The organism is Cohnella mopanensis, assembly GCF_022352055.1.
Taxonomy (GTDB): domain Bacteria; phylum Bacillota; class Bacilli; order Paenibacillales; family Paenibacillaceae; genus Cohnella; species Cohnella mopanensis.
In genome coordinates, this window is record NZ_JAKRWM010000006.1 from 461,886 (window position 1) to 485,768 (window position 23,883).

Here is a 23,883-nt window from a genome sequence, read left to right on the forward strand (position 1 = left end):
CCTTTTCTAGGTTTCTATGATTTGCATGGCTACCCCTATTAATGGACACTACTACTCACATTCCGAGGAAACTAATATTTATAATATAAGGTTTAACACGGAAATACATCTACAAATCCGACAAATCCTGCAGATGAACAAGAAAGTGGGATCGAGTTTCATTTAATGGGGACTTGTGGGGACCCCATTTAACGCTCCCTGCGCGAAGAACGAACCCCAATGTCCTCCTTCGGATTCAGGATAATCGACAAACCCTCGCTCCACGCAAAAAAGCCAGCCTCTTGCGGCTGGCTTTTTTGCGTGGAGACGAACCGTGGCTGAGTAAATCCACAATTCACCGGAGTGTGATGATTCGGATGTTGGGAGGCGCATGATGTATCGAAAGTTACCGTTAATGTTCCTTCGAAAGACTGAATCCTCCTACTACAATCAATGCGACCCTCTTAGCGACTTCCTCTTTATTCATAGTGATGTTCCCAGTGGCCCATTGAATGGCACCTTCATGGATAGCTTGAGCAAAGATAGACGCATAAATATTCTTCTCATCATCTGTATAGATGTTTTCAAGACTTTCCGACAAGTAGTTCTTCAACTCGTTTATCATTTTGTCTTTTAATTGCGGTACGACTAATCCTATATAACTGGTACGGCATTGTATGTTTGGTTCATGATAAAAATCGCAAACCGCTAGCACTAATTGCTTAATGCTGTCTTGGTCAAATTTCGCCTCGCCCTTAGTACATTTTACTATGGCTTCCGATGCGGAGTCCCCCATAATGTAGTCCAACATTTCGTATTTATCATTAAAATGTGCATAGAACGTAGACCGATTAACTTGTGCTTCTTTTGTGATATCCTCTATTTTTATTTTTTCGAAATCCTTCTTGGACACCAAATGGAAGAAAGAATCGATTAAAGATTGTTTCGTTTGCGTCATTCGTACATTCATTACTTTATTCGCCATATCTTCCCCCTTACCCGACATTTTATCGGCATTGTCGCTATAGCAACAATCGCGCATTGTTTGTTGGTTGATGCATTTATTTGCAGAGTGTATATTTCTGTTACGGCAACACGTGTTAGTTTAATATAACACTCATAAGGGGGTTATGATAGTTGAAAACTATACTTGTAACAGGTGGAACAGATGGAATTGGTAAAGGAATCGCAACACACTTTTTAAAAATGGGCGAGCGTGTTATCGTGGTCGGCAGTTCTAGCACTAAAGGAAATCTTTTTTTACAAGAAGCTAGCCGGTTGGGAGCAGGGGAGAGAGCCGTTTTTCTTCAAGCAAATTTAAGTCTGGTTAATGAGAACAAGCGCATAGTAGAAGAAGTAAAAAGCCGGTTTGATTCTTTGGATATCATTGTTTTCTGCGCAACCAATCACAAGACCAATAAAGAATATACGGAAACGCAAGAGGGATTTGAATTGAGCTTCGGGTTATCGTATTTAAGCAGATTTGTTCTTGGCTATGGATTAAAAGAGCTTTTGGAAAAGGCGGATCAACCTGTTATTCTTAATGTTTGTGCTCCAGGAATGAACGGCACAGTTAACTTAGAGGATGTCCAAAATAAAAATAATTATAACGGCTCAAAAGCTAAGTATTATGGCAGCCGTTTAAATGATCTGTTAGGCGTTGCTTTTGCTCATAATGATACTGTTGGAAAAATTAAATATATTCTCTTTAACCCTTGGGCTGTTCAAACCGCTGGAACTTTTGAAGCAATTGAAAATCCATTTATGAGAAGCATGATGAAGCTAATTTATAAAACCATAGGTAAACCGGTAGAAGAAGCAATTCTACCTATCATCGAATTACTAGAGAAGCCACCTACCTCCTCTCTATCTGCCTACAAACAGAGAAAAGAAGTAAGTCTTTCGATGAGAACTTTTGATAAAGAAAATGCTCTCACACTTTATAACAAAACAGTTCAATTACTGAAAGGAGTCTTACGATAATGAAAACAATTGCAATCCAGAAATTAAGAAGTTCAATGGAAGCTATGTTGAGAAGGTAATCGTCTATAAGGAGCATGATGAGCTTATTCTGAAGCTAAATGTTGATGAAAAGCAAAATCCACAACCTCATGCGGTTGTGGATTTACATGGTGGAGGCGAGGGCAGTATCCAATTCCTCATTGAAATGGCTGACGATGGGTGCTCGACGATGACGTTCTTAGCGGTGGAATTGAATTGCGTGCTCAGTCCGCTCCGCTGACTGGGGCGACTCCCCAATTTTATCCACACAAAAACCCGACCTCTTGCGGTCGGGTTTTTCGTAGTGGAGGCGAACCGTGGCTGTGCAAAACCACAATTCGCCGGAGTGTGATGAAATTAAAGTTGTGGCTTACCTTAATAAGCGTAATCCATTCAAAATCACTAAAATAGTACTCCCTTCATGACCAACAACACCTAACGGAAGGGGAACTCCTATTATGAAATTGGAAAGAATCAACACAGTAATCACTAATCCTGCAAAAACCAAGTTCTGCTTAACAACCCATTTCAATCGCCGTCCAAGCACAATGGCCTCTTTTATCTTATCTAAATCATCATTCATAAGCACCAAGTCAGCTGTTTCAAGTGCTACATCACTTCCTGCTACACCCATTGCAATACCAACAGAAGCTGTCGCTAATGCGGGGGCATCATTCACCCCGTCCCCAACCATAGCTACATGGCTATATTCCTCTTTCAAGCGTCTGATGATATTTTGCTTATCATTTGGCAAAAGTTCAGCGTACACAAGATCAATACCAGCCTCATGAGCGATAGCTTCAGCAGTTCGTTTTTGATCCCCTGTTAGCATAGCAACTTGAACGCCAAGCCTCCTTAGTTGAGAAATCGTATTTTTCACTTGTGGTCGAATACGGTCCTGCAAGGCAATAACGCCTGCAATTCCTATCCCATTTGCCACGACTACAACCGTTTTACCTTGCTGCTCTAGTTGATAAATATGAGATTTAATCGGTTGAGTACATAAATCCTCACTAAACATTCCGGGTTTCCCGACCCTCCAATTATCCCCGTACATCTTGGCCTGTACTCCCCAACCTGTTAAAGCTTGAAAATCTGACGGACGCATTAGCATGACTGACATTTCATTTGCTTTTTGTACAATAGCTTTTGCAATAGGATGAGTAGATAAAGATTCAATGGATGCTGACAGTTGAAGCAATTGGGATTCAGTAAATGGTTGGAATGGTACAATGTCTGTAACTAGCGGTCTCCCATATGTCAAAGTACCTGTTTTATCAAAAGCAATTAATTTCACTTGAGATAAAGTTTCCAAATGCAAGCCGCCTTTGAATAATAATCCTTTCCTTGCGCAATTTGATATTGCCGAAAGCATAGCTGGCATAATCGAAGCAACCAAGGCACAGGGAGAGGCTACAACAAGAAAAACCATAGCACGATAAAAGGTTGTACTCCAATCCCAACCCATTAGCCAATGTGGAACTGCGATAAGCATTACTGTTGAAATGATAATTAACCTGGCATATGCTCGCTCGAATCGTTCAATAAAACGTTGAGTTTTCGGCATTTCATTTTGAGCCTCTTGGACCAACCGAATGATCTTAGAAAACAATGATGATTCACTTGATTTAGATACTTCAACAAACAAAGCTCCATCCCCATTTAATGTACCCGCAAACACTTCATCGCCAACTATTTTATCAACTGGCATGCTCTCTCCTGTAATGGAGGCTTGATTGACTGTAGATTTACCCTCTGTCACTATACCATCAGCAGGAATTCGTTCTCCTGTCTTGACTATAACAACATCACCAACTGCTAATTCTTCAATAGGCACTTGCTTTTCCTTACCAAATCGAATTAATACAGCCGTTTCTGGTTTTAATTCCATTAACGCGGATATGTCCCTTGAACTTCTTGCCATTGTAAGTGTTTCTAAAGCACCGCTTAATGAAAAGATAAAAATTAGCACAGCACCTTCTGCCCAATAACCAATACATGCTGCACCAATCGCAGCCATAATCATTAACAGATTCACATCTAAATCCTTTTTATGGACAAGCGTTAAATATCCTTCTTTGGCTTTTACATACCCACCCACGATATAAGCAAATAAATAAAGCCAAATTGAAATACCGACTGAAAAGTGTCCTAACACCCATGCAAACCCAATCAAACCTCCACTTACGATTGCCGCTGACATTTCTCCGTAACGTTCGATCCAATTCCTAAGCTGCTTTTGAGTAATGGTCTGGTTACTTTTTTCAATACTTTGAACAGCTCCAGCACTTTCGGACATATTAAACACCCCTTTTCATTGAGAATGATCATCGTTATTACTTCCCTTAAAACAGTCCATGCTGCCCCTAGACTCAGGGACAGCATGATTTGAGAATGATTATTTTTTTGTATTGATGCATAACTTTTGTATCAGGCAAACTTTGTTTAGAGTCATTTTAATTAACTTTTGCAGAGAAGTAAATTCTTTTTTTTGCCCACGGTAAATTTTTTGTCGCGCAGGCAACACCTTTGTAAGGGGATAATATCATAGTTCATGTGGTCAAAGCCCTTATGGTCGTATATAAAAATGTTTGCTTCGGGCAAAATACTCATAACTACATAAGACAGTAGTTATTTCTTTAACGACTCCCGAAGGGTGGTTTATTTTTGATGTTATACTTTTACAGCTTCGCTTGCCTTATTGGCGGATTAACCATTATTAATGCTACTTTTTCGTATCAAAGCAAACATATTGATCTAGCGTTTTGGTCAATGTTAAAATTTCAACTTATTGCATTACCATTGTTTTTAACTGCCAATATGCTGATTGGGTACGGTGTGAAATTGGGCTATAAAGCCCTGGGTAATTTAACATATGTGCTTTCTACATCAAAAGGATTAGAGATATTAATTTCAATTGTAATGGGATTTCTTTTTATGAAGGAAATCCCCTCTTGGAAAACTTGGGTTGGATTATCTATAGTTCTTGGAGGTTTTGTAATTGCAAAATTGAAATGAATCATGTGGTTGGCCAGCGTATTCAAACTCAAAAATTAAAATAAGAAATTACGTAAAAAAACTTGCAATTAGTTTCCCGAGGGAATAAAATTTGGTTAATATAAAAAAAGTTTACCTTGGGAAAGATTATAAGTATTGTGAGGAAGTGATGTTAATATGAATAGTCAAGTTGAGCAAGTAGAAAGAAATACGGGATGGCTACGACGCAGTTCTAATGTAAGCTTAGAGGAAGTTAATAATTCAGTTAGTATTCCAAACAAGGCGAGATTTTGGCGGAAATTTTTTGCTTTTGCTGGGCCGGGATCCTTAGTAGCTGTAGGTTATGTGGATCCTGGAAACTGGGCAACATCGATTGCTGGAGGAGCACGTTTTGGCTATACCTTATTATCTGTGATTTTAATTTCCAATTTAATTGCGATGTTACTTCAATCATTGGCAGCAAAATTAGGAGTTGTGACGGGCCGGGATTTAGCCCAGGCAACTAGAGATGCAGTTGGTAAAAAAACCTCCTTTATTCTTTGGATTTTATCGGAGGTTGCGATTATTGCATGTGATTTAGCAGAGGTCATTGGATCGGCCATCGCTCTTAATTTACTATTCGGAATCCCTTTATTAATGGGGATTTTAATTACAACCCTAGATGTGCTGCTTTTGTTGCTTTTACAGAAGAAAGGGTTTCGTATTATTGAATCCATCATCATCGTGTTAATGGCGACGATATTCTTTGTATTCGTATTTGAAGTGATCGTCTCCAAACCAGAAATATCGGCTTTATTAGGCGGTTATGTACCGAAGTTTGAAATTGTTACAAATCCAGAGATGTTATTTATCTCTTTAGGAATCTTAGGAGCAACGGTTATGCCGCATAATCTTTATTTGCATTCGTCCATCGTGCAAACCAGGCAATATAAGCGAAATAAAGAAGGACGAAAAGAAGCCTTGAAGTTTTCTATCTGGGATTCGAACATTTCACTATTTATTGCCTTCTTAATAAACTCCGCCATTCTGATTCTGGGTGCAGCTGCCTTCCACGGAACCGGTTTGAATGTTTCTGAAATTGAAGGAGCCTATGAGCTATTAAGCCCAACCGTAGGTGTAGGTATTGCAAGCACATTATTTGCGGTTGCTCTGCTTGCCTCTGGTCAAAATTCAACAATCACTGGAACATTAGCAGGACAAATTGTGATGGAGGGATTTATAAACTTAAGAATTTCCCCTTGGCTACGTCGTATGATTACTCGATTAATAGCTGTCGTACCGGCATTTGTTGTTACGTGGATTGCCGGGTCAAAGGGAACAGGTGATTTACTCTTATGGAGCCAAGTGGTACTGAGTTTACAATTGCCCTTTGCTGTTATTCCACTCGTATTATTCACAAGCGATAAAAGGAAGATGGGAGAGTTTGCAAACCGAACTTGGGTTAAAGTATTATCTTGGCTTTCTACTGTGATCATAGTAATTTTAAATATTTTCCTAGTTACTTACATCATAGCAACCGGTCATGACTTAGGTTAACTTCTGTAGCACTACCTTCCAACAGGGGGATTCGACTAGGATCTGGCAACTTCCTGTCGTTATTAAACTATACCCTCTCTATGGTCTCTCGAATGTTATTTCTTCTAGAAGATCATAAGATCTTGTGATCAATAAAACGCATAAATCCACAACCTCATGCGGTTGTGGATTTACATAGTGGAGGCGAGGGGATTTGAACCCCTGTCTTAAGACATCGCAACACAGGCATCTACGGGTATAGTCACAGTTTTGATGTCACCCTAGTTTCGTTCCATCAACTGCTTGTTACGAAAATCAAACATATCCCGATAAAGAGACATAACGGGGAATACAATAATGTGTCCCATTTGGCAAACAAGGTTCCTTTCTGTTTCTTAGAGAATCCAATCCAGCGAAAATCCCCGACGGTTCTTAAAATGAATACGCCTGATAAAATCCAACCCCCATAAAGAAATAACCAATCAGGGAATATCAGCCTCTCCATGACTTCTCCAAGCTCTAACACAAACAAACCCGCTAAAGCTAATGCCCCCGCTACAACGCTTGTAGCAATTTTCGTCGGTCGAAACTTTATATCTGAACCATCGTTTGGTATCGCTGCCAGAAACCCTCTTTTCCCGCCTACCACCCAATACAGATGAATTCCGCTCAGTAAAAACAAAATTACGCCTACAATCCAAGTGAAAACACTCGCCATCGTACTCCTCCTTTAAATTCCCAATAATTGTACCCTCAGCATTCTAATATGACGATATAGTTCTTCATCTTCAACCTGATCCTTCTTGAATCGTTCATACCACCCCAAATAATAGTGATATAAAATAAGAGATTTTTGCTCAGCAACTTCGGGATCCATTCCAACTTTTCTAAAGAGTGCCGTTGCATAGCTCATTCTTGTTTGCTCGATCGTTTCAAGCATTATATGAAAGACTGGAACCTCCTCACTCAGCTTCCTTAAATAAAATAAAAAATCGCCTTTTCGTGTCCCAGAGAACATTTGGATCAGCATCTTCGTCATTTGATCCTCTGCCTTCTCAGGCTCGGACGAACTTAGGATAACTTGTTGTGTCGATAATTCGACCCATCGTTCTATCAATCGCGTTATAAACTCATTCCGATTTTTGAAGTACCAATAGAAGCTGCTCTTGCTGCAGCCTAACTCTGATGACATTTTTTCAATGACTAAGCCATTTACTCCGCTTTGCGCAAATTGCCTCATCCCTATTTCAATCCATTGAAGTTCCGTGACAATAACTTTTGGAATCCTACTCGCCTCCTTTTCTGTACGATAGCGTCTAGAAAGAGTGTATTCTGATTTATGTAAAACTGCAACATCTATACGATAGCGTTCATAAAATCTTCTTCAAAAGCCCAAGTGCTTGCAAGCATAGCAAAAACCCAGCCCTCATGCCGTGCGGGCTGGGCTGACTCCCCCTTGTAGCTCCCCAAACGAAACACGACTACTTCGTGTCGGTTTCTTGTGTCGCGATTCTTTTATTCGGCTCAGGGGTATCCCATTCTTGATTAAATTTGCTTACGAAGATGATTCGCGGATGACGTTCTTAGCGGTAGAATGAGATGCCGTGCTCGTACGCTTCGCTCCCTGCGCGCGGAACGAACCCAACTGTCCTTCTTCGGACTGGATCGACTCCCCTCATTTCCACGCAAAAAAGCCAGCCTCTTGCGGCTGGCTTTGATGATGGTGGAGGCGAGCCGTGGCTGTACAAATCCACAATTCGCCGCCGTGTGATGATTCGGATGTTCGGCGAGGTAGCATAGTTTAAGATCATTCCATGGTCAGCGTATCGATCTAATGGATGTATGTTTCCAATCCCTGTGCAACTGATAACCATTCTTAAAGCATTTCGGCAAGTGCTCTTTGGACGGTTTTGTGCAGTCTATCTTGCTTAACGGGCTTCACGATGTAGTCGAATGCATTGACTTCGAACGCAAACAGTGCATATTCTTGGTGGGCTGTAACGAACACTAGCTTCATTTCTCTGCCGCTTTCTCCATGAAGCCTCCCCACAATTTCGACATCCCCAACCTCGGTAAGCATTCGTTTCATCATGAAATGCATCGCCTTTTCATCATCGATAATAACGACCTTCATCTCACTGCCCCTTTACAACAATTGGATTGATCTGAAGGTGTGGTTTCAGCCATATAAAAGATTGTAATGAAAACGCAGCCCCGACTTGATAAGGGGCTGCGTCATTCAGGAAAATTCCTATTTTCCTTGCTATAGGAACATTTTTACTTTACTTGCTCTTTTGCGCCAACACGTTCAATAGCACCGTTACGACCTCTGTTCTTGCTTCATGGTCTTGAGGGGCGAATTGGTTATCGCCTTTTCCTTTCACAATGCCTGCTTGTACCACTTATGCGACTGCTTTCTCCGCACAGCTTCCGATCTTCGCTGTATCTATGAAAGTCAGTCCGGTTTCTGCTCCTCTCAGACATTAGTTCAAGGAATCCAAGAGATTCTTAATTTGAGGGTTGAGGTTCAGTGCGTTCAAAATGACTGTCAGTGCCTCTGCGCGTGTGGCATTACCCTTCGGATCAAATACGCCACCGTTCTTCCCATTTATTATACCCACTTCTGCCGCATCTCTAATTAAATTCGCTGCATAAGAGCTTGCAGTGGACATATCCGTAAATTTGCCTTTGGAAACATCTTTGTTCACACTATCCAAGTTCACAATTCGAGATAAAATAATGACGATTTCTTCGCGGCTGATCGCTTGGTCAGGCTTGAATGTTCCGTCGTTATAACCGGCAAGCACCCCTGCGCTAGCGAGTTTCTCGATCGCGTCTTTAGCCCAGTGACTGCCAACATCGTTTAGTGCAACAGAATGATTAGCACTACCGCTGATATTGAATACACGATATATGATCTCTGCGAACTCAGCACGTGTGATTTTGCCGTCAGGACGGAACGTTCCATCCCCATACCCAACGATAACGTGCAGTTTCACGAATGTACCGATGGTCTTTTCTGCCCAGTGTCCTTTAGCGTCAGCTAGTTCAATCTTAACATTAGCTTTCTTAGCTTCCGTTACCTTGGATTCAATAGCATTAACTAAGTTTACTACATTAACAACGCTGCTTTTGAATACATCAATCGTAGGTTCCGTCGGCTTCGTAGGTTCCGTAGGCTTCGTAGGCTTCGTAGATTCAGGAGTCGGTGTTGGTGTTCCGCTGCTGCTGGATGGCGCCCTCGGCGTCACAGCATTGGATGCATCGGAAGCTGCGCTACTACCCATACCATTTACAGCTTTCACCGTAAACGTATACGTGGTTCCGTTTGACAGCCCCGTTACCTTGATCGGGCTTGACACCCCCATTGCGGTGATATTCCCCGACGAGGCTGTGACCTCGTAGCCTGTTACTGGGCTTCCTACATTCACTGCAGGGATGTTGAAGCTGACGGTCGCTTGTCCATCGCTTGCCACTGCTCTTACACCCGTTGGCGATGACGGAACTGCTATGGGCGTTTCGATCACTTCATTGGAAACAGCGCTGTCTCCTCCGGGGTTCGTTGCTTTGACGACAAAATAGTACGTGGTGCCATTCGTCAAACCTGTTACATCATAGCTGTATACCGAACTGCTTACCGTGGTTTCTTCCGCCCCATAAGCTCCAGAAGACGTACTTTTGAATATTTTGTACCCCGTGGAACCAATTACGGGATTCCAAGTAAGGCTTACTTGGGAATCGCTCGCTGTGGCAGGTAGCAGTACCGGCACTCCAGGCACTGGAACCTGCGGTGTTGCGCTCGCTTCATTGGAGTTGCCGCTGTAGCCTCCTGCGTTGCTTGCCTTGACTACGAAATAATACGTCGTGCCGTTCGTCAAGCCTGTTGCCGTGTAGCTATAGGTCGCCCCGCTCACTGTCGCAACCGGGGTTAAGCCGTAGGTGCCCGATGCCGTTCTTGTGTAAACATCATAGGTGACTGCGCCTAAAACACCGTTCCAGCTTAACGTCACTTGTTCGTTACCGGCTGTCCCTGTAAGTCCTGTTGGTGCCGTTGGTGCGTCAACCTGTGGCGTTGCGCTCGCTTCATTCGAGTAAGAGCTATCCCCGCTTTCGTTGCTAGACTTCACCGCAAAGTAATAAGTTGTACCGTTGGTCAGTCCTGTTATTGCTGTGGTTGTGCCGGTGACTGTCGCTACCGGACCTGCATCGTACGTACCAGGGGATGTTCCTTGATACACTTTATAGCTCGTAGCCCCCGAAACGCTGCTCCAGTTTAACGTTATTTGTCCATCACTTTTTGTAGCTGCAACATCAATTGGCGCAGTCGGAGATGCGATATTGAAAAGTTGAAACTCTGCAATGTCAGGAAAGAAAGTCCACGTATTAATAGTAATTTTTACGTATCTTGCACTGACAGCTTGTGACAATGTTTTGGTAATAGTTACTTCAGTATTTCCAGACACTGTATCCACTACAGTCCAAGTTGAATCGTCATTGCTTGTTTCTAAAGTGATTGCATGATTAATGTACTCACCAAGGCGTGATTGTACAACATAACTATTAAATGTAGTTACCGACCCTAAGTCAACCTTAAGCCACGGAGGACTGCTTGCAGATGAGGGTCCCCAATCAGTATATGGATTGCCGTCGACTGCATTACTTGCAGGACTACCGCCCCATACACTACTAGCTGTTGCAGTTTTATTCAAAGCTAAATTAGTTGGGGCTGCATGTACAGAGGTCACTCCTGCCATAAAAATAAATAATAATACCGATAACAAAAAATTACACTGTCTAATCATCCGCTTCTTTCACTCGCTTTTCGTTATATTCGATGATGAACTTCACACGAGCCTTCAATGCCTCAACGCTATGAAATTTACTTTACGCAATAATAACAAGTATTAGAAAACTCTTCTCGTATAGCCACTTTCTTTTAAGTAATGATAGTTTTCTCACTATCCATTCCTCCATATTTCACAACTACAGTATCCTATACTGTTTTCCTCTACTACTATACTACTATATATTCATCTAAGGTTATCAATCTGTAATCACGATCACATTTTTTCGAACAATTAAGAAATTTGGGTAAATACTCATCGTTAATCGCAACATGCTAAAATACATTTATCGGTAACTCATTCGAGATGAGTTACAGGTCAAGGAAAAGCAAAAATCCACAACCTCATGCGGTTGTGGATTTACATGGTGGAGGCGAGGGGAGTATCCAATTCCTCATTGAAATGGCTGACGAAGAGTGCTCGACGATGACGTTCTTAGAGGTGGAATTGAATTGCGTGCTCAGTCCGCTCCGCTACCTTCCGCGCGATCGAACCCCAATGTCCTTTTTAGGACTGGGAGACTCCCCGTTCTACTCCCCAAACGAAACACGACTATTTCATGTCGGTTTCTTGTGTCGCGATTCTATATTCGGCTCAGGGGTATCCCATTCATGATTAAATTTGCTGACGAGGGTAATTCGCGGATGACGTTCTTAGAGGTAGAATGAGATGCCGTGCTCGTCCGCTTCGCTCCCTGCGCGCGGAACGTACCCCATTGTCCTCCTTCGGACTGGATCGACTCCCCTCTTTTCCACGCAAAAAAGCCAGCCTCTTGCGGCTGGCTTTGATGATGGTGGAGGCGAGGGGAGTCGAACCCCTGTCCGAAGACAACGCCACATGTGCTTCTACGGGTGTAGTGACAGTTTTGATGTCACCCTAGAGACTCCCCGTCACCGGATTCCCTTCGGGTCAGCCTGGTTGTCTTCTTCTAGAGAGCCTCAGGCGGAGACTTTCTAGCGTATCCCACTATAGGTTAGCCCCTAGCCTGCCACATGGGCGATGGAAGGTAGAAGCACGCTAACAGTTTCTTAGGCTGCTAAAGCGTAGTTGTTTTGTTGTTTGCCGTTTAATAGGCTTTCCGCGTTAGTGAAGCAGACGCAGCCCTACTACCCGCTACCCACGCTCGTTCTATCCCCGTCGAATCCATAAACGCCCCCGAATGCTGGTCGTCCGCCGCCGAAGCGGTTGGAGTGCCAGGAACCTTCCCGAAGGAAGTACAAGCTTGCTTAGCTTACTGATCTATTATAACACGTGCGACTTACCCTATGCGAAAATATTGTTGCCATCCCTACCACATCATGCCCGCATATCCAAACCGCCAAACCTGCTCACGAGCAATCCAGAAGTGCCTTTTTACTTGTACACCTTCTGCTTCTCGCGGAGAATCCGTTGGATATCCCGTTGGGAATCCCGCTTGGCGTCGGCTTCGCGCTTGTCGAACTGCTTCTTCCCTTTACCGATGCCGATAAGGCATTTGGCGTAGCCGTTCTTGATGTAGACGCGAAGAGGAACCAAAGTGTAACCTTCTCGCTTAACGGAGCCGAGCATCTTATGGATCTGAGTCTTATGCAGCAAGAGCTTGCGAGCCCGAGTCGGATCGACCGGATTATGGCGATTGCCTTGCTCGAAAGGGCTAATATGCATATTGTGAAGGAACATCTCGCCGTTGCGAATCGTTGCGAAAGCATCGCCTAACGTCGCGCGGCCGGTGCGAAGAGACTTAATCTCCGTACCCGTCAGAACCATACCGGCTTCAATGGCTTCCTCGATGAAGTAATCATGGGACGCCTTCTTATTCTGAGCTAATGGCTTGTCGAATTGGTCTTTCTTGCCCATTTTCCTTCATCTCCCTTACCATAACCGTTGATGGCGCCGACCTATAGCTGCCGGACATTCATTATAGCACGCGCCGACCCGCGCCATCAACCGAACGGAACCCAGCTTTATCCTATTTCCCTTGAGACTCCGTGATGCTCTTGTCGATCAGCGCCATTCGAATGTACAAGCCGTTGACGGCCTGGCGGAAATACGCTGCGCGAGGATCGGAATCGACCTCTTCGGTAATCTCGCCCGCGCGCGGCAGCGGATGCAGCACGATCGCATCCTTGCGCATCCGGGACATTAATTCGGCATCGACGATGTACTGGCCGGAAGCCTTCTCGTACTCCTCGACCGAAGGAAAACGTTCCTTCTGAATCCGAGTCTGGTACAGGACATCGATGGAACCCGCGACGGAATCTAGATCGTTCGTCTCGGCGTAACGGATGCCTTTCTCGTCCATGTACTTCTTCACGTTATCGGGAATCCGTACGTTGTCAGGAGAGATATAGTACACCATCACATCCTGATAATTCGCCAAAATGTAGCTCAAAGAGTGAACCGTCCGCCCATACGCGAGATCCCCGACCATCGCGATCTTTAAGCCATCGATCTTGCCGAACTCCTTGCGAATCGTGTAGGCATCCAGCAGCGCCTGCGTTGGATGCTCGCCAGCTCCGTCTCCCGCGTTAATAACCGGGACGGTCGCGACCTTCGCCGCGCGTTTCGCCGCGCCAATCTCGGTATGGCGCATGACGATGATATCGCTGTATCCGCTGATGATGCGAATCGTGTCCTCCAGCGTCTCTCCCTTAATCGCGGAAGAGAATTGCGCCGCATTTTCTGTTCCGATGACGCTTCCGCCGAGACGATTCATCGCCGATTCGAACGACAGCCGCGTCCGCGTGCTCGCTTCGAAGAACAGCGTCGTCATAATCCGTCCCTCATGCCTTCTGTCTCCGCCGCGGGCGACTACGCCTTCCATATCGCGCGCCGCATCGAACAATGCTTCCAGCTCGTTTTTCTCGAACTGTTTGGCTCCTAGTACGTGGTAATATTGTTTCAAATTCCGTCAGCCTCCCCGACATCTCCGTACACACACTAAATACTATCCTATAAGATACTGCGAACTTTGTAAAATGGCATATGTCACGATTTCGAGCCGTCTTCCAAGCGGAAAAAGAACCTCCCGGCAACTCCGTCCGGAAGGCTCTTCCTAGCTTATTCTTTTGGTTTCTTGCGTCTGCTTGGCTTTGCTTCTCCGCTTGGCTTCGGAACGGAAGCTTCCGCCTTCGTGAACGGCTTGGAGCGCTTGCTGCCAAAGCCGCCGCCGTTTCCGCCTCCACGTCCTTTGCGCGGATTGGAGAACATGCCGCCATCCGTACCATCGTCCGTAGCTTTATAATTGCCGGAACGTGGAAGTCCCCACATATCAAGCTTGCCTCGCCTGGCCGGAGCCGCGCCGCCGGAACTTCCCGATCCGCTATTTCCAGCGGAAGGCTTTCCTCCGGATGAGGATGCATTAACAGTCGATTCCGGAGTAAATGAGTCCCGTTCCCCGCCACGACCTTTGCGCTTCGAAGGTGAACGCCCATTCTCGGCTGCAGCCGCAGTAACAGGGGAAGCTTGAATGCCAATCGACTCGACAGGCTCTCTAGCTTGCAAAGCCCCTTGGCCTACCGGCTTTCTCTTCCGCTTACCGCCACCGCCGTTGCCTTGACCGCCGCCGAATTTCCCACCTGCTCCATTAGCACCGCTGCGATCATCCGTCCGTTCGCCGCCTTTACGACCACCGTTTGCACCGCGATCATCCGTTCGCGCGCCTTTTCCGCCGCCCGGTTTACCGCCGCGCCCACCGCGTCCGCGACCGCCGTCGCCTCCGCCGCCAACGCCGACAAAACGTCCCGACGCGTTCAGCTTCTTCCGCTTCCGGTCGAATCCGCCCGGTCCGCGAGCATCGACGAAGCTCACTCGGCTGCCGCTGCGCGATTTCATGTCGACCATCTCAAAGTCGATCGTATGATCGCTCATGTTTACCCGCCCAACGCGAATCTTCACTTCATCGCCGATTCGGTAAATCTTCGATGTTCGTTCGCCGATAAGCGCCATGTGAAGCTCATGGAAATGGTAATAGTCGTCGGTCAGATCGCTAAGACGAATGAGTCCTTCTACTGTATTTTCCAATTCGATGAACATCCCGAAGCTCGTTACGCCGCTGATAATGCCGACGAATTCTTCGCCGATCTTGTCGAGCATGAACTCGGCCTTCTTCAGCTTCTCCGTATCCCGCTCCGCATCGACCGCTACCCGCTCCCGTTCGGAAGATTGAGAAGCGATGTCCGGCATCCGCGCATTCAGCGAATCGAAACGATTGTCCGGCAACGTTCCTCCGTTCTCCAGCACCTCGCGCATGACGCGATGGATCGCCAAGTCCGGATAACGGCGAATCGGGGAAGTAAAGTGGGAGTAATATTCCGCGGCCAATCCGAAATGCCCCAAGCTCTCGGCATCGTACTTCGCCTGCTTCATCGAACGCAGCATCATCGTGCTGAGTACGGTCTCTTCCTTCGTCCCTTGAATCTCTTCTAATAAAGTCTGCAACGCGCGCGGGTGAACGGTATTCCCTTTGCCCCGCACCGCGTAACCGAAATTGCCCGCGAACTGCATGAACGTCATCAGCTTCTCGTTGGAAGGCTCTTCATGAATCCGATAGATGAACGGAACCTTGAGCCAGTGGAAATGCTCGGCCACCGTCTCGTTCGCCACCAGCATGAACTCTTCGATGATCTGCTCCGCGATGGTACGCTCTCTTTTTACGATTTCAACCGGTTTGCCCTGCGCGTCCACGATGACCTTCGATTCCTGGAATTCGAAGTCGATCGCGCCGCGGCGCATTCTCATCGAACGCAGCCCCATAGCCAGCTCGCGCATAAGCTTAAACGTATCCACCAACTTGGAATAACGCTCGGTTACTTCGGGATCTTCTTCGTTCAATATTTTGCGGACGTTCGTGTAAGTCATTCTCTCCGTTGTCCGAATTACGCTCGTAAAAATATCATGACGAACCTGCTTCATCGTATCCGGCTCGAACTCCATCTCGCAGCTCATCGTCAGCCGATCGACTTGCGGATTCAGGGAACAGATCCCGTTCGACAGCCGATGAGGAAGCATCGGAATAACGCGATCGACCAGATAGACGCTGCAGCCCCGGTTGTAGGCTTCCTCGTCCAGCTTGGACTTCTCACGCACGTAATAACTTACGTCCGCGATATGCACGCCCAGCACGATATTGCCATTAGGCAATCGCTCGACGTTAACCGCGTCGTCCAAATCTTTGGCGTCCTCGCCGTCGATCGTCACGATGGTCTTATCGCGCAAGTCTCGGCGGCCTTGTTGAACGATCTCGTCCTCCGTGATCGTGTCCGGCGCGGCTTCCGCCTCCGCCAGTACATCTCCGGGGAAGCTCTCCGGCAAGCCGTGCTTGCGGATGATGCTAAGAATATCGACGCCCGGATCATCCTTATGGCCCAGCACCTCGATGATCTCGCCTTCCGCCGCCGAACGTCCTTCCGGATACGTCAGAATGTTCACGACGACTTTCTGGCCGGTCACGGCACCTTTGAAACCTTCGCTGCGAATGAAAATATCCTTATTAATCCGTTTGTCATCCGGCACTACGAAGCCATAGCTCTCGTGATTCTGGAATACGCCGACCACCTGGGTGACCGCGCGCTTAACGATGCGAACGATCTCGCCTTCCAGCTTGCCGTTCTCGTTCTTCGCGGACACGCGCGCCAGCACGATATCCCCGTTCATCGTTCCCTTCATGTCGTTGGCATGAATGTACAGATCAGGATGCTCCTTGTCGTCGGGAATCAAGAAAGCAAAGCCCTTCGGATGGGACTGAATACGTCCGCGCAGCAAATTCATCCGTTCCGGAACGCCATAGCGCTCCGTACGGGTGAGCAGAATTTTCCCGTCCTGCTCCATCTCGGTCAGCATACGTAAGAAAGCCTTGAATTCAACGGCGTCCTCTATGCCAAAATGTTTTTCTAATTCCTTATAAGTCAACGGTTTATAGGCGGTTTCCCGCATGAAATCGAGCAACTCCTGCTCTGTGCACATCGGCATCCGTATCACCTCGTCCTATGTATAGTATACACACTTTGCGTCCTCGGCAACCGGATGACCCATTCTCATCTCATGCGCGATAGCACAAAAAAAGGCAGGAAGCTCACGCTTCCTGCCTCAGCTCATTTCGTTAGTTTTTCACGAAATACGCGACCACCAAAGAAAGGATGAAGAAACCAATCGCCAACCCGATAGTTAGACGCTGTAAGAACAGGTCAATACCGCGAGCCTTTTGTTTGCCGAACAAGTGCTCAGCTCCACCGGAAATTGCGCCCGACAAGCCTGCGCTCTTACCCTTCTGAAGCAGAACGACTGCAATAAGTCCAAGAGAGAAAATAACCAAAATTATTTTGAGAACGACGTCCATCGTTTACACCTCCCAAATCCCGTTACAAAAACAGTATTTTCATTTTATCACACCGCCCAGTTGGTTGACAACCATCCCTTTAAAATGCAACAACTGACAGCCTTTTCGCTATTCTTAGAAAAAATCCATCAAATGCGTCATAGTTACGGGGATTCTCCGCTTAAGCAGCTCCAAGCAAGCCTCAGACCCGCTAATACGCCCCGCTTCCTTAAGAAGAGCAAGTTGGCGATTGCCCGCAAGCATAGCCGTCAACGCTTGAATATCGCACGTAATCGCTCCGTTATCGGACGCCACGGCGCTTTTGTGTTCAGCCTCGGATCGACCGTTTAGCCTTTCCAACCGCCCCTGGCCTTCCGCGCTCCAAGCAAGCCGGAATATTCCGTTATTCCAAGGCGCGTGCTCATCCGACAAAATAAGCGTGACCGCTTCTTCGCTTGCCCCGGGCGCCCAGGCATACAGCCCAACGAAAGCCTCCGCATCCACGATCCGCGACATGAAATACGGAATAACCTCCTGCTTGATCCGGGGATCGGCTAGCAGGAACGGCAACGGATCATCGATTGGCACAATTATCGTTACCTCGTTAATCATCGAGTCATGATTGGCGACGAAAGTCCATAATGCCTGACGCGAAACCTCGTTCGTGCTCACCCAGTCATGAATCGTCATCACTCTGTCCGCGACCTGATAGAACACGTAACCCTCAGGAACATTACCTTCATTATAATAGACGGCGACATTCCCTTTTTTCGTTAGGATCTTCTTCTCCCACCAGTCCCGAGTCCGAACAAGCGTCCCGCTATAGCGCGAAGCGAACGTAGAGTAGATACCGTCAAGTACTTCTATATCCGGCTTGGTCATCCGCGTAACTTGCCCCGGCGTTTCCTTACGCGGCGGCAATTGCTTCGTCTCGATCGTATACTTCTTGCGTTCAACAGTCAGTTCATAACCGTATTTCCGGTAAAAAGGAAAAGCGAACGGGTGCAGCATGCTGATCGTTTGTCCGTTATTTCTCATCGTTTCCAGACCTCGAACCAACAACTGGCTCACGCATCCCCGCCTTCTCGCTTCCGGCCATGTCGCCACGCCCGCCACGCCGCCCATCGCCAGCTTCCGCCCTTGAATCCACGTCTCGAAAGGAATGATCGTTAATGCGGACAGCAAATCCCCCTGCTCGTCGAACGCTCCCCAATCTTGCTCCGGACGGAAAAGAAGCTTTTTGGACTCCAAATCCTCCGGAGTTAACCGCATTTGGAACGCGAATTGCGACAATGCCATCCTTTCCTCGAAATCATCTACCCGTAGCTGCCTGATGTCCATTGCTCACAACTCCTTCATTTTTAATTCCATTCCAACTTATCGACTAAACTTCTCTCCCTATAATAACAAACTTAATGCTCCAAACGCATCTAAACTATTCCAGTCTCGTGGCGTTTAATCCCGCAAAAACAACCTCCCGCAACAAGCAGAAAGCCAGCCCTCGTCGGCTGGCTTTCTGCCTGTTGAAATCAAGGCCCGGTCGGTCCTGTTGCACCTGTTGGTCCTGTTGGTCCTGTTGCACCGGTTGGACCTGTGATCCCTTGAATCCCTTGAGCACCCGTAGTCCCAGTAGCGCCGGTAATTCCCGTCGCCCCGGTTGCACCTGTGATTCCTTGAATCCCTTGAGCACCCGTATTTCCCGTAGCACCAGTAACTCCGTTAGCCCCGACCGCTCCCGTCAACCCGGTTGCACCTGTAATTCCTTGAATCCCCTGAGCACCGGTATTTCCGGTAGCACCAGTAGCTCCGTTAGCCCCGACCGCTCCCGTCAACCCGGTTGCACCTGTAATTCCTTGAATCCCCTGAGCACCGGTATTTCCGGTAGCACCAGTAGCTCCGTTAGCCCCGACCGCTCCCGTCAACCCGGTTGCACCTGTAATTCCTTGAATCCCCTGAGCACCGGTATTTCCGGTAGCACCAGTAGCTCCGTTAGCCCCGACCGCTCCCGTCAATCCGGTTGCACCTGTAATTCCTTGAATCCCCTGGGCACCGGTATTTCCGGTAGCACCAGTAGCTCCTGTTGCGCCGAATGCTCCGGCCGCCCCCGTCGCTCCAGCCGATCCGACGGCGCCGGTAGCTCCCATCGCTCCGTCCTTCCCGGCTGCGGCAAGAACCATATAATCCGCGGATTGTCCCGGCAATCCTTTCGGTGCGGCTTTTAACGCCACAAACGTACTTCCCTCGAACGTGACGACCTGATATTTTTCATAAGATGGAGCTTTGGCGGTATCAAACACGACCACCCCCGCAAAAATCGACTTCAGCCACTCCTGTTGCGCCTTCTGACTTGAGACGTAAGAGACGCTCGCGCTAGGTTCGATATAGAAAGCGGAATCCCCATTATAGACGACCGCTAGCATTTGCCCCGGCTGAAGATTCACTCCTTGAACGATTGCTTTCGAATCCATCTCGAAATGCAAAGCCTCCCCGGAATCGGCCAGAATCGTCACGTCGTGCGGCGATAACCGAACGAGCATCCCGCGAGCGACTTTATCCGCCGTGTCGGCATACAACTCGGCGCGCGACACGAAAGCCGCCATTTCCAATCGAGTTACGGGCGCTTCCGGTCGGAACGTCCTGTCCGGATAACCGCTGACGATACCCAGCTTAACGACCGCGTTCACGTAACCGCGTGAAGAAGCCGCAATTTGGGACGAGTCAGTGAAGTACGACTTGTTCCCGGCCGACTGAACGGCTCCAGCTTCTTGTCCCAGAGCCCGGATAATGAGCTTCGCCATCCATTCCCGGGTAACAACCGCCTTTCCCCAATTAGAGGATTCGCCGTTCTCTTCTGCCCCAACGATGATTCCCTTCTGCAGAGCCAGCGCGATCCAATCCTTAGCCCAAGAATCGGAGGTCAGAGAAGACTGCGCCGAGCTTTTCGGAGGAACGTCCACGCCTAGAAGCCGCAACGTCAGAATGACCGCTTCCTGGCGCGTCGCCTTTTCGTCCGGACGAAACACGCCGGTCGTATCGTTCACTATTCCCATGGCGCTAAGCTTCGAGATCGACGAATATCCCCACGACGTTTGCGGTACATCTTTGAACCGCTGCGGATCCGCTGCCGCCGCGTAAGCATTGGATGCCCCAAGTCCCAATAACGGGAGCATCCCCACCACGGAGCTGATCGCCCCAACCGTCAGTATTGCCTTCGACTTACCCATTCCCCGATTATCCTGCTGCCGAATGATTTTGCGATACTTCCTGATTTCCTTCTGCCGTTCTCGTTCGTTCATCTCGGTTAATCTCCTCGCTCTCACTCAAGTTAAGTCCTTCAAAATAAGCCCTGTTCCGACGTACGCTCTCATGATTCGGAACATAAGCAGCGGCTTTCTCGTTATGCATGCGAGCTAGATCGGTCATCTGCAACCGATCGTAACAGACGCATAGCTGTAAATGCGGCACCCAATTTCGATAACCATGTATCTCATAAGCGGCGGAAGTCACGGATGACGGAATATGCAGAGCCTGCTCGTACCAACCGACCGCGCCTGCATAATCTCCTTCTTCCATATGGTAGGAGCCCAGCTTGCAGCAATTGATCGGTCGAGGCGACGAATAGGTGAACGACTTCAATATGATCTGCCGTGCCTCGCTTGTCCGCCCTAGAGCATGATAGCCATCCGCCATTTTGCCGCATGCGGCTATACGATCCTCCACCCAACCGTCCTCATACTCTAGAAACCTCTCGTATTGATCGATAGCCCTTTCCCACAATCCATGATCCTTAAGCTCGTTGCCGTAATAATAAAGGTCGCGCGCGGAGAACCGTTCCCCTTTTTCCTCCCGCTCCTCGTAGATCGTCAGATTTCGTCTCGTCTGGGTATGCTCGCGCTTATGGGTCACGGCGGCCATCGATTCGTGTATGTTACCGCCCACCGCCAAATACTCGTGAACTTGCCCGACCCATCGAAAGCCCTTTTCCCGCTTCACGATTCGATTCCGTCGCAAACTGCTCGTCACGTTTCCCTCTTCATCGAAGCTAAGATGGTACGGCATCGAAATCGCGTCCACATCGCGCGTCACCTTGGATAGGGTGTCACGAAGCGAAACCGCATCGCCCGGAAGCAAAATATCATCCGCGTCTAACCACAAAATGTACTCCTTGGTCGCTAGACTGAAAGCATAATTGCGAGCGGCGGAAAAATCGTTCACCCATTCGAAATGGTAAACGTCGTCCGTATATTTGGCGGCGATCGATCGGGTAAGGTCGGTCGAACCGGTATCCACGATAACGATTTCGTCGACGACTCCGCGAACGCTGGACAAACAGCGATCCAGCGTTCCTTCCTCGTTCTTCACGATCATGCACAAACTGACCGTAATTGGAAGAGAAGCAGACGCTTGCGGGACATCCGGGGCGTCTATCACTCCGAGATCCAAGCGATCCCCTTCTTGCTCATAGGGATGGCTATTGATCGCCGCGCAATCCTGCGCGATTGCCAACTCGTATCCAGCCCGCTTTAACCTTCCGCAGAAATCAGATAACTCGATCCCGTCGGCATCCCGCTCCGCATCGAATCCCCCGATACCGAAAAATGCGTCCCGCCGCATGGCCAATAGGTGTCCAACCAACTTGTCCGACTTGAGAGCGCCCCTCGACCGAACTGTCCTTAGCCCTCTTGCGAGCTTATGTAAAGATTCTATCGTCGGATAAGTCCGGTCTAACCTCTGCTCTCCTTCTATGTCGTTCAACATCGGCGCAACCGCCGCCAGGGCCGGATCGCTCTCCAAACATTCGACGAGATCGGTCAGCAAATGTGAGGTTACGACGACGTGATCGTGCAGGAAGACCAGATAATCGCCCTCGGCAATGGCAGCCGCGATCTTGAAGCCTTCGGCGGCGTTCAACCTGCCGGGCCATGTCATTAATCGGCATCCCGGCATGTCCCGGTATAGATCCAACACTGCGGGATCCGCGAGTTGGTTGATAATGATCAGTTCATATGTCCGGGCCGTATGCAATTGAATACTCTTAATGCAAGGATCCGTCCGGCTCGCTTGTTCCGCATAGAGAATGATGGAAACTCTCATCGCAGCCCCCTTCTTAATCCGGTTTGATAGGAAGCGGAAATCTATTAATAAAAATGAGTAATTTGCCGTTTTTTGTCATAATTCTAATTTTAGCATAATTCCCTTTCTGTAAGTATGGCAAAAATCATAAAAATGTTCGATTTACTCCCATGAATACCTATTCAACTTCCTTTACCCACTACTTTATGTACGTTTAACTGACATTGCACAACTTGCATATCCCTCAAATAACTGTACTTTTCCATTTAAACCGCGCAATACAAAAAAACCACTACCCGAGGGTAGTGGTTTTTCGAATTATCTATCGCCGTTTAGATCCATCCGCGCTCTTTGAACCATGCATAGTTCAGCTTAGCGCTCTCCAGTGAGGAGACGTCATACCGCTCTTGCTCGATAATGACATATTCTACGCCGACTTCTTCGCAAGCAGTCAACGCGGAATCCCAATCCACCGAACCTTTGCCGATTTCGGTATCCGTGCCATCCTCTTTGAAATCTTTAGCATGAACGACCGGCAATCTTCCTGCGTACTTGCGCACGTATGCCGCAGGGTCTTGTCCCGCCACCTTCACCCAACCGAGATCGAATTCCGCGAACATCAGATCCGAAGAAATTCTCTCGAACAGATGATCGATCACTAGTTTGCCTTCCACTGGCTTAAACTCGAACGCGTGGTTATGGTATCCGAATTGCAAACCGGCTTCCGTTACGTGCTTAGCCGCCTGTTCGATCGTATCCGCCATCTTGTAAACATCGTCCAACGTCGGCTCGTCGCCAAGCGGATAATACGGAACGATAAAACGTTTCAACCCAAGCTCCAAGCTGAACTCGATTTGTTTCTTAAGATTATCCCAGATCGCTGCATCGTTCACCGTTAACCCGATATGAGCAGAAGGGGCGTTTAATCCGGCATCCGCCAAAGCTTGACGCACCTCTTTGGCCGAGTGGCCGTAATAACCGGCTAGCTCTACGTTACGGTAACCGATTTCTCCGATCTCCTTGATCGTGGCTAGAAAATCTTTCTCGCTGCGGTCGCGAACGGAATATAACTGTAGGCCTACTTGCGGTTTACTCATCTTGAATCCCACCATCCCTATCATTTAGGTCAATCTCCATCTGCCTCTTATTATAGGCTTAAGTATGCGTTCTCACGATGGA

General features: G+C 47.7%; 18 protein-coding genes, 1 other RNA gene and 3 pseudogenes. 3 read left to right on the top strand and 19 right to left on the bottom strand.

What is annotated here, in order from left to right:
- Positions 1 to 391 precede the first annotated feature (391 nt).
- Positions 392 to 964: a TetR/AcrR family transcriptional regulator gene (locus tag L3D05_RS12710; RefSeq protein ID WP_239616419.1), complete on the bottom strand. Its 573-nt coding sequence runs from the start codon at positions 962 to 964 to the stop codon at positions 392 to 394.
- A 152-nt stretch (positions 965 to 1,116) separates the two neighbouring features.
- On the opposite strand from L3D05_RS12710, the gene L3D05_RS12715 reads away from it, so the two are divergent.
- Positions 1,117 to 1,962, top strand: coding sequence for an SDR family NAD(P)-dependent oxidoreductase (locus L3D05_RS12715; protein ID WP_239616420.1), 846 nt, complete (start codon positions 1,117 to 1,119; stop codon positions 1,960 to 1,962).
- Positions 1,963 to 2,350: 388 nt separating this feature from the next.
- Here the strand turns inward: L3D05_RS12715 and L3D05_RS12720 are convergent, their stop codons facing one another.
- A complete protein-coding gene (locus L3D05_RS12720) occupies positions 2,351 to 4,279 on the bottom strand; it encodes a heavy metal translocating P-type ATPase (protein WP_239616421.1) in 1,929 nt (642 codons plus the stop codon).
- A gap of 371 nt (positions 4,280 to 4,650) precedes the next feature.
- Between L3D05_RS12720 and L3D05_RS12725 the strand changes: the two genes are divergently transcribed.
- The gene (locus L3D05_RS12725; protein ID WP_239616422.1) at positions 4,651 to 4,998 is read left to right on the top strand and encodes a hypothetical protein; all 348 of its coding nucleotides are present in this window, start codon (positions 4,651 to 4,653) and stop codon (positions 4,996 to 4,998) included.
- 156 nt (positions 4,999 to 5,154) lie between these two features.
- Positions 5,155 to 6,513 carry an Nramp family divalent metal transporter gene (locus L3D05_RS12730; protein ID WP_239616423.1) on the top strand — a complete coding sequence of 453 codons (1,359 nt, stop codon included), beginning with the start codon at positions 5,155 to 5,157 and terminating at the stop codon, positions 6,511 to 6,513.
- A gap of 274 nt (positions 6,514 to 6,787) precedes the next feature.
- Here the strand turns inward: L3D05_RS12730 and L3D05_RS12735 are convergent, their stop codons facing one another.
- From L3D05_RS12735 to L3D05_RS12800, 17 genes and pseudogenes are all read right to left on the bottom strand, one after another.
- Complete coding sequence (locus tag L3D05_RS12735) at positions 6,788 to 7,210, bottom strand: DUF3995 domain-containing protein (RefSeq protein ID WP_239616424.1); 423 nt, start codon at positions 7,208 to 7,210, stop codon at positions 6,788 to 6,790.
- A 12-nt stretch (positions 7,211 to 7,222) separates the two neighbouring features.
- Positions 7,223 to 7,531 (bottom strand): hypothetical protein, encoded by a 309-nt coding sequence (locus tag L3D05_RS12740; RefSeq protein ID WP_239616425.1) that lies wholly within the window; start codon positions 7,529 to 7,531, stop codon positions 7,223 to 7,225.
- Positions 7,532 to 7,627: 96 nt separating this feature from the next.
- Positions 7,628 to 7,732 (bottom strand): annotated as a pseudogene (locus L3D05_RS26730) (TetR family transcriptional regulator); the annotation flags it as partial.
- A 636-nt stretch (positions 7,733 to 8,368) separates the two neighbouring features.
- A complete protein-coding gene (locus tag L3D05_RS12745; RefSeq protein WP_239616426.1) occupies positions 8,369 to 8,626 on the bottom strand; it encodes a LytR/AlgR family response regulator transcription factor in 258 nt (85 codons plus the stop codon).
- A gap of 148 nt (positions 8,627 to 8,774) precedes the next feature.
- On the bottom strand, positions 8,775 to 8,894 hold the full coding sequence (locus L3D05_RS26875) for an S-layer homology domain-containing protein (RefSeq protein WP_439647945.1): 120 nt from the start codon (positions 8,892 to 8,894) through the stop codon (positions 8,775 to 8,777).
- A gap of 81 nt (positions 8,895 to 8,975) precedes the next feature.
- Positions 8,976 to 10,730, bottom strand: a complete 1,755-nt coding sequence (locus L3D05_RS12750) for an S-layer homology domain-containing protein (protein WP_239616487.1) — start codon at positions 10,728 to 10,730, stop codon at positions 8,976 to 8,978.
- Positions 10,731 to 10,877: 147 nt separating this feature from the next.
- A pseudogene (locus tag L3D05_RS26735) lies at positions 10,878 to 11,294 on the bottom strand (discoidin domain-containing protein); the annotation flags it as partial.
- An 833-nt stretch (positions 11,295 to 12,127) separates the two neighbouring features.
- Positions 12,128 to 12,493: a transfer-messenger RNA gene (gene ssrA, locus L3D05_RS12760) on the bottom strand.
- Between the two features lie 196 nt (positions 12,494 to 12,689).
- The gene (gene smpB, locus L3D05_RS12765) at positions 12,690 to 13,172 is read right to left on the bottom strand and encodes an SsrA-binding protein SmpB (protein WP_239616427.1); all 483 of its coding nucleotides are present in this window, start codon (positions 13,170 to 13,172) and stop codon (positions 12,690 to 12,692) included.
- 112 nt (positions 13,173 to 13,284) lie between these two features.
- Positions 13,285 to 14,220, bottom strand: coding sequence for an aspartate carbamoyltransferase (gene pyrB / locus L3D05_RS12770; protein WP_239616428.1), 936 nt, complete (start codon positions 14,218 to 14,220; stop codon positions 13,285 to 13,287).
- 155 nt (positions 14,221 to 14,375) lie between these two features.
- Complete coding sequence (rnr, locus tag L3D05_RS12775; RefSeq protein WP_239616488.1) at positions 14,376 to 17,279, bottom strand: ribonuclease R; 2,904 nt, start codon at positions 17,277 to 17,279, stop codon at positions 14,376 to 14,378.
- A gap of 136 nt (positions 17,280 to 17,415) precedes the next feature.
- On the bottom strand, positions 17,416 to 17,652 hold the full coding sequence (secG, locus tag L3D05_RS12780) for a preprotein translocase subunit SecG (protein ID WP_239616429.1): 237 nt from the start codon (positions 17,650 to 17,652) through the stop codon (positions 17,416 to 17,418).
- Positions 17,653 to 17,766: 114 nt separating this feature from the next.
- The gene (locus L3D05_RS12785) at positions 17,767 to 18,972 is read right to left on the bottom strand and encodes a GNAT family N-acetyltransferase (RefSeq protein WP_239616430.1); all 1,206 of its coding nucleotides are present in this window, start codon (positions 18,970 to 18,972) and stop codon (positions 17,767 to 17,769) included.
- A gap of 188 nt (positions 18,973 to 19,160) precedes the next feature.
- Complete coding sequence (locus tag L3D05_RS12790; protein ID WP_305037441.1) at positions 19,161 to 20,927, bottom strand: S-layer homology domain-containing protein; 1,767 nt, start codon at positions 20,925 to 20,927, stop codon at positions 19,161 to 19,163.
- Entirely contained in the window at positions 20,863 to 21,999 is a 1,137-nt protein-coding gene (locus L3D05_RS26880) for a glycosyltransferase (RefSeq protein ID WP_439647948.1), read from the bottom strand. Before L3D05_RS26880 ends, L3D05_RS12790 begins: the two co-directional genes overlap by 65 nt.
- Positions 22,000 to 22,245: 246 nt before the next feature.
- Positions 22,246 to 22,725: pseudogene (locus tag L3D05_RS26885) on the bottom strand (glycosyltransferase); the annotation flags it as partial.
- A gap of 311 nt (positions 22,726 to 23,036) precedes the next feature.
- Positions 23,037 to 23,801 (bottom strand): sugar phosphate isomerase/epimerase family protein, encoded by a 765-nt coding sequence (locus L3D05_RS12800; RefSeq protein ID WP_239616432.1) that lies wholly within the window; start codon positions 23,799 to 23,801, stop codon positions 23,037 to 23,039.
- Between the last annotated feature and the right edge of the window lie 82 nt (positions 23,802 to 23,883).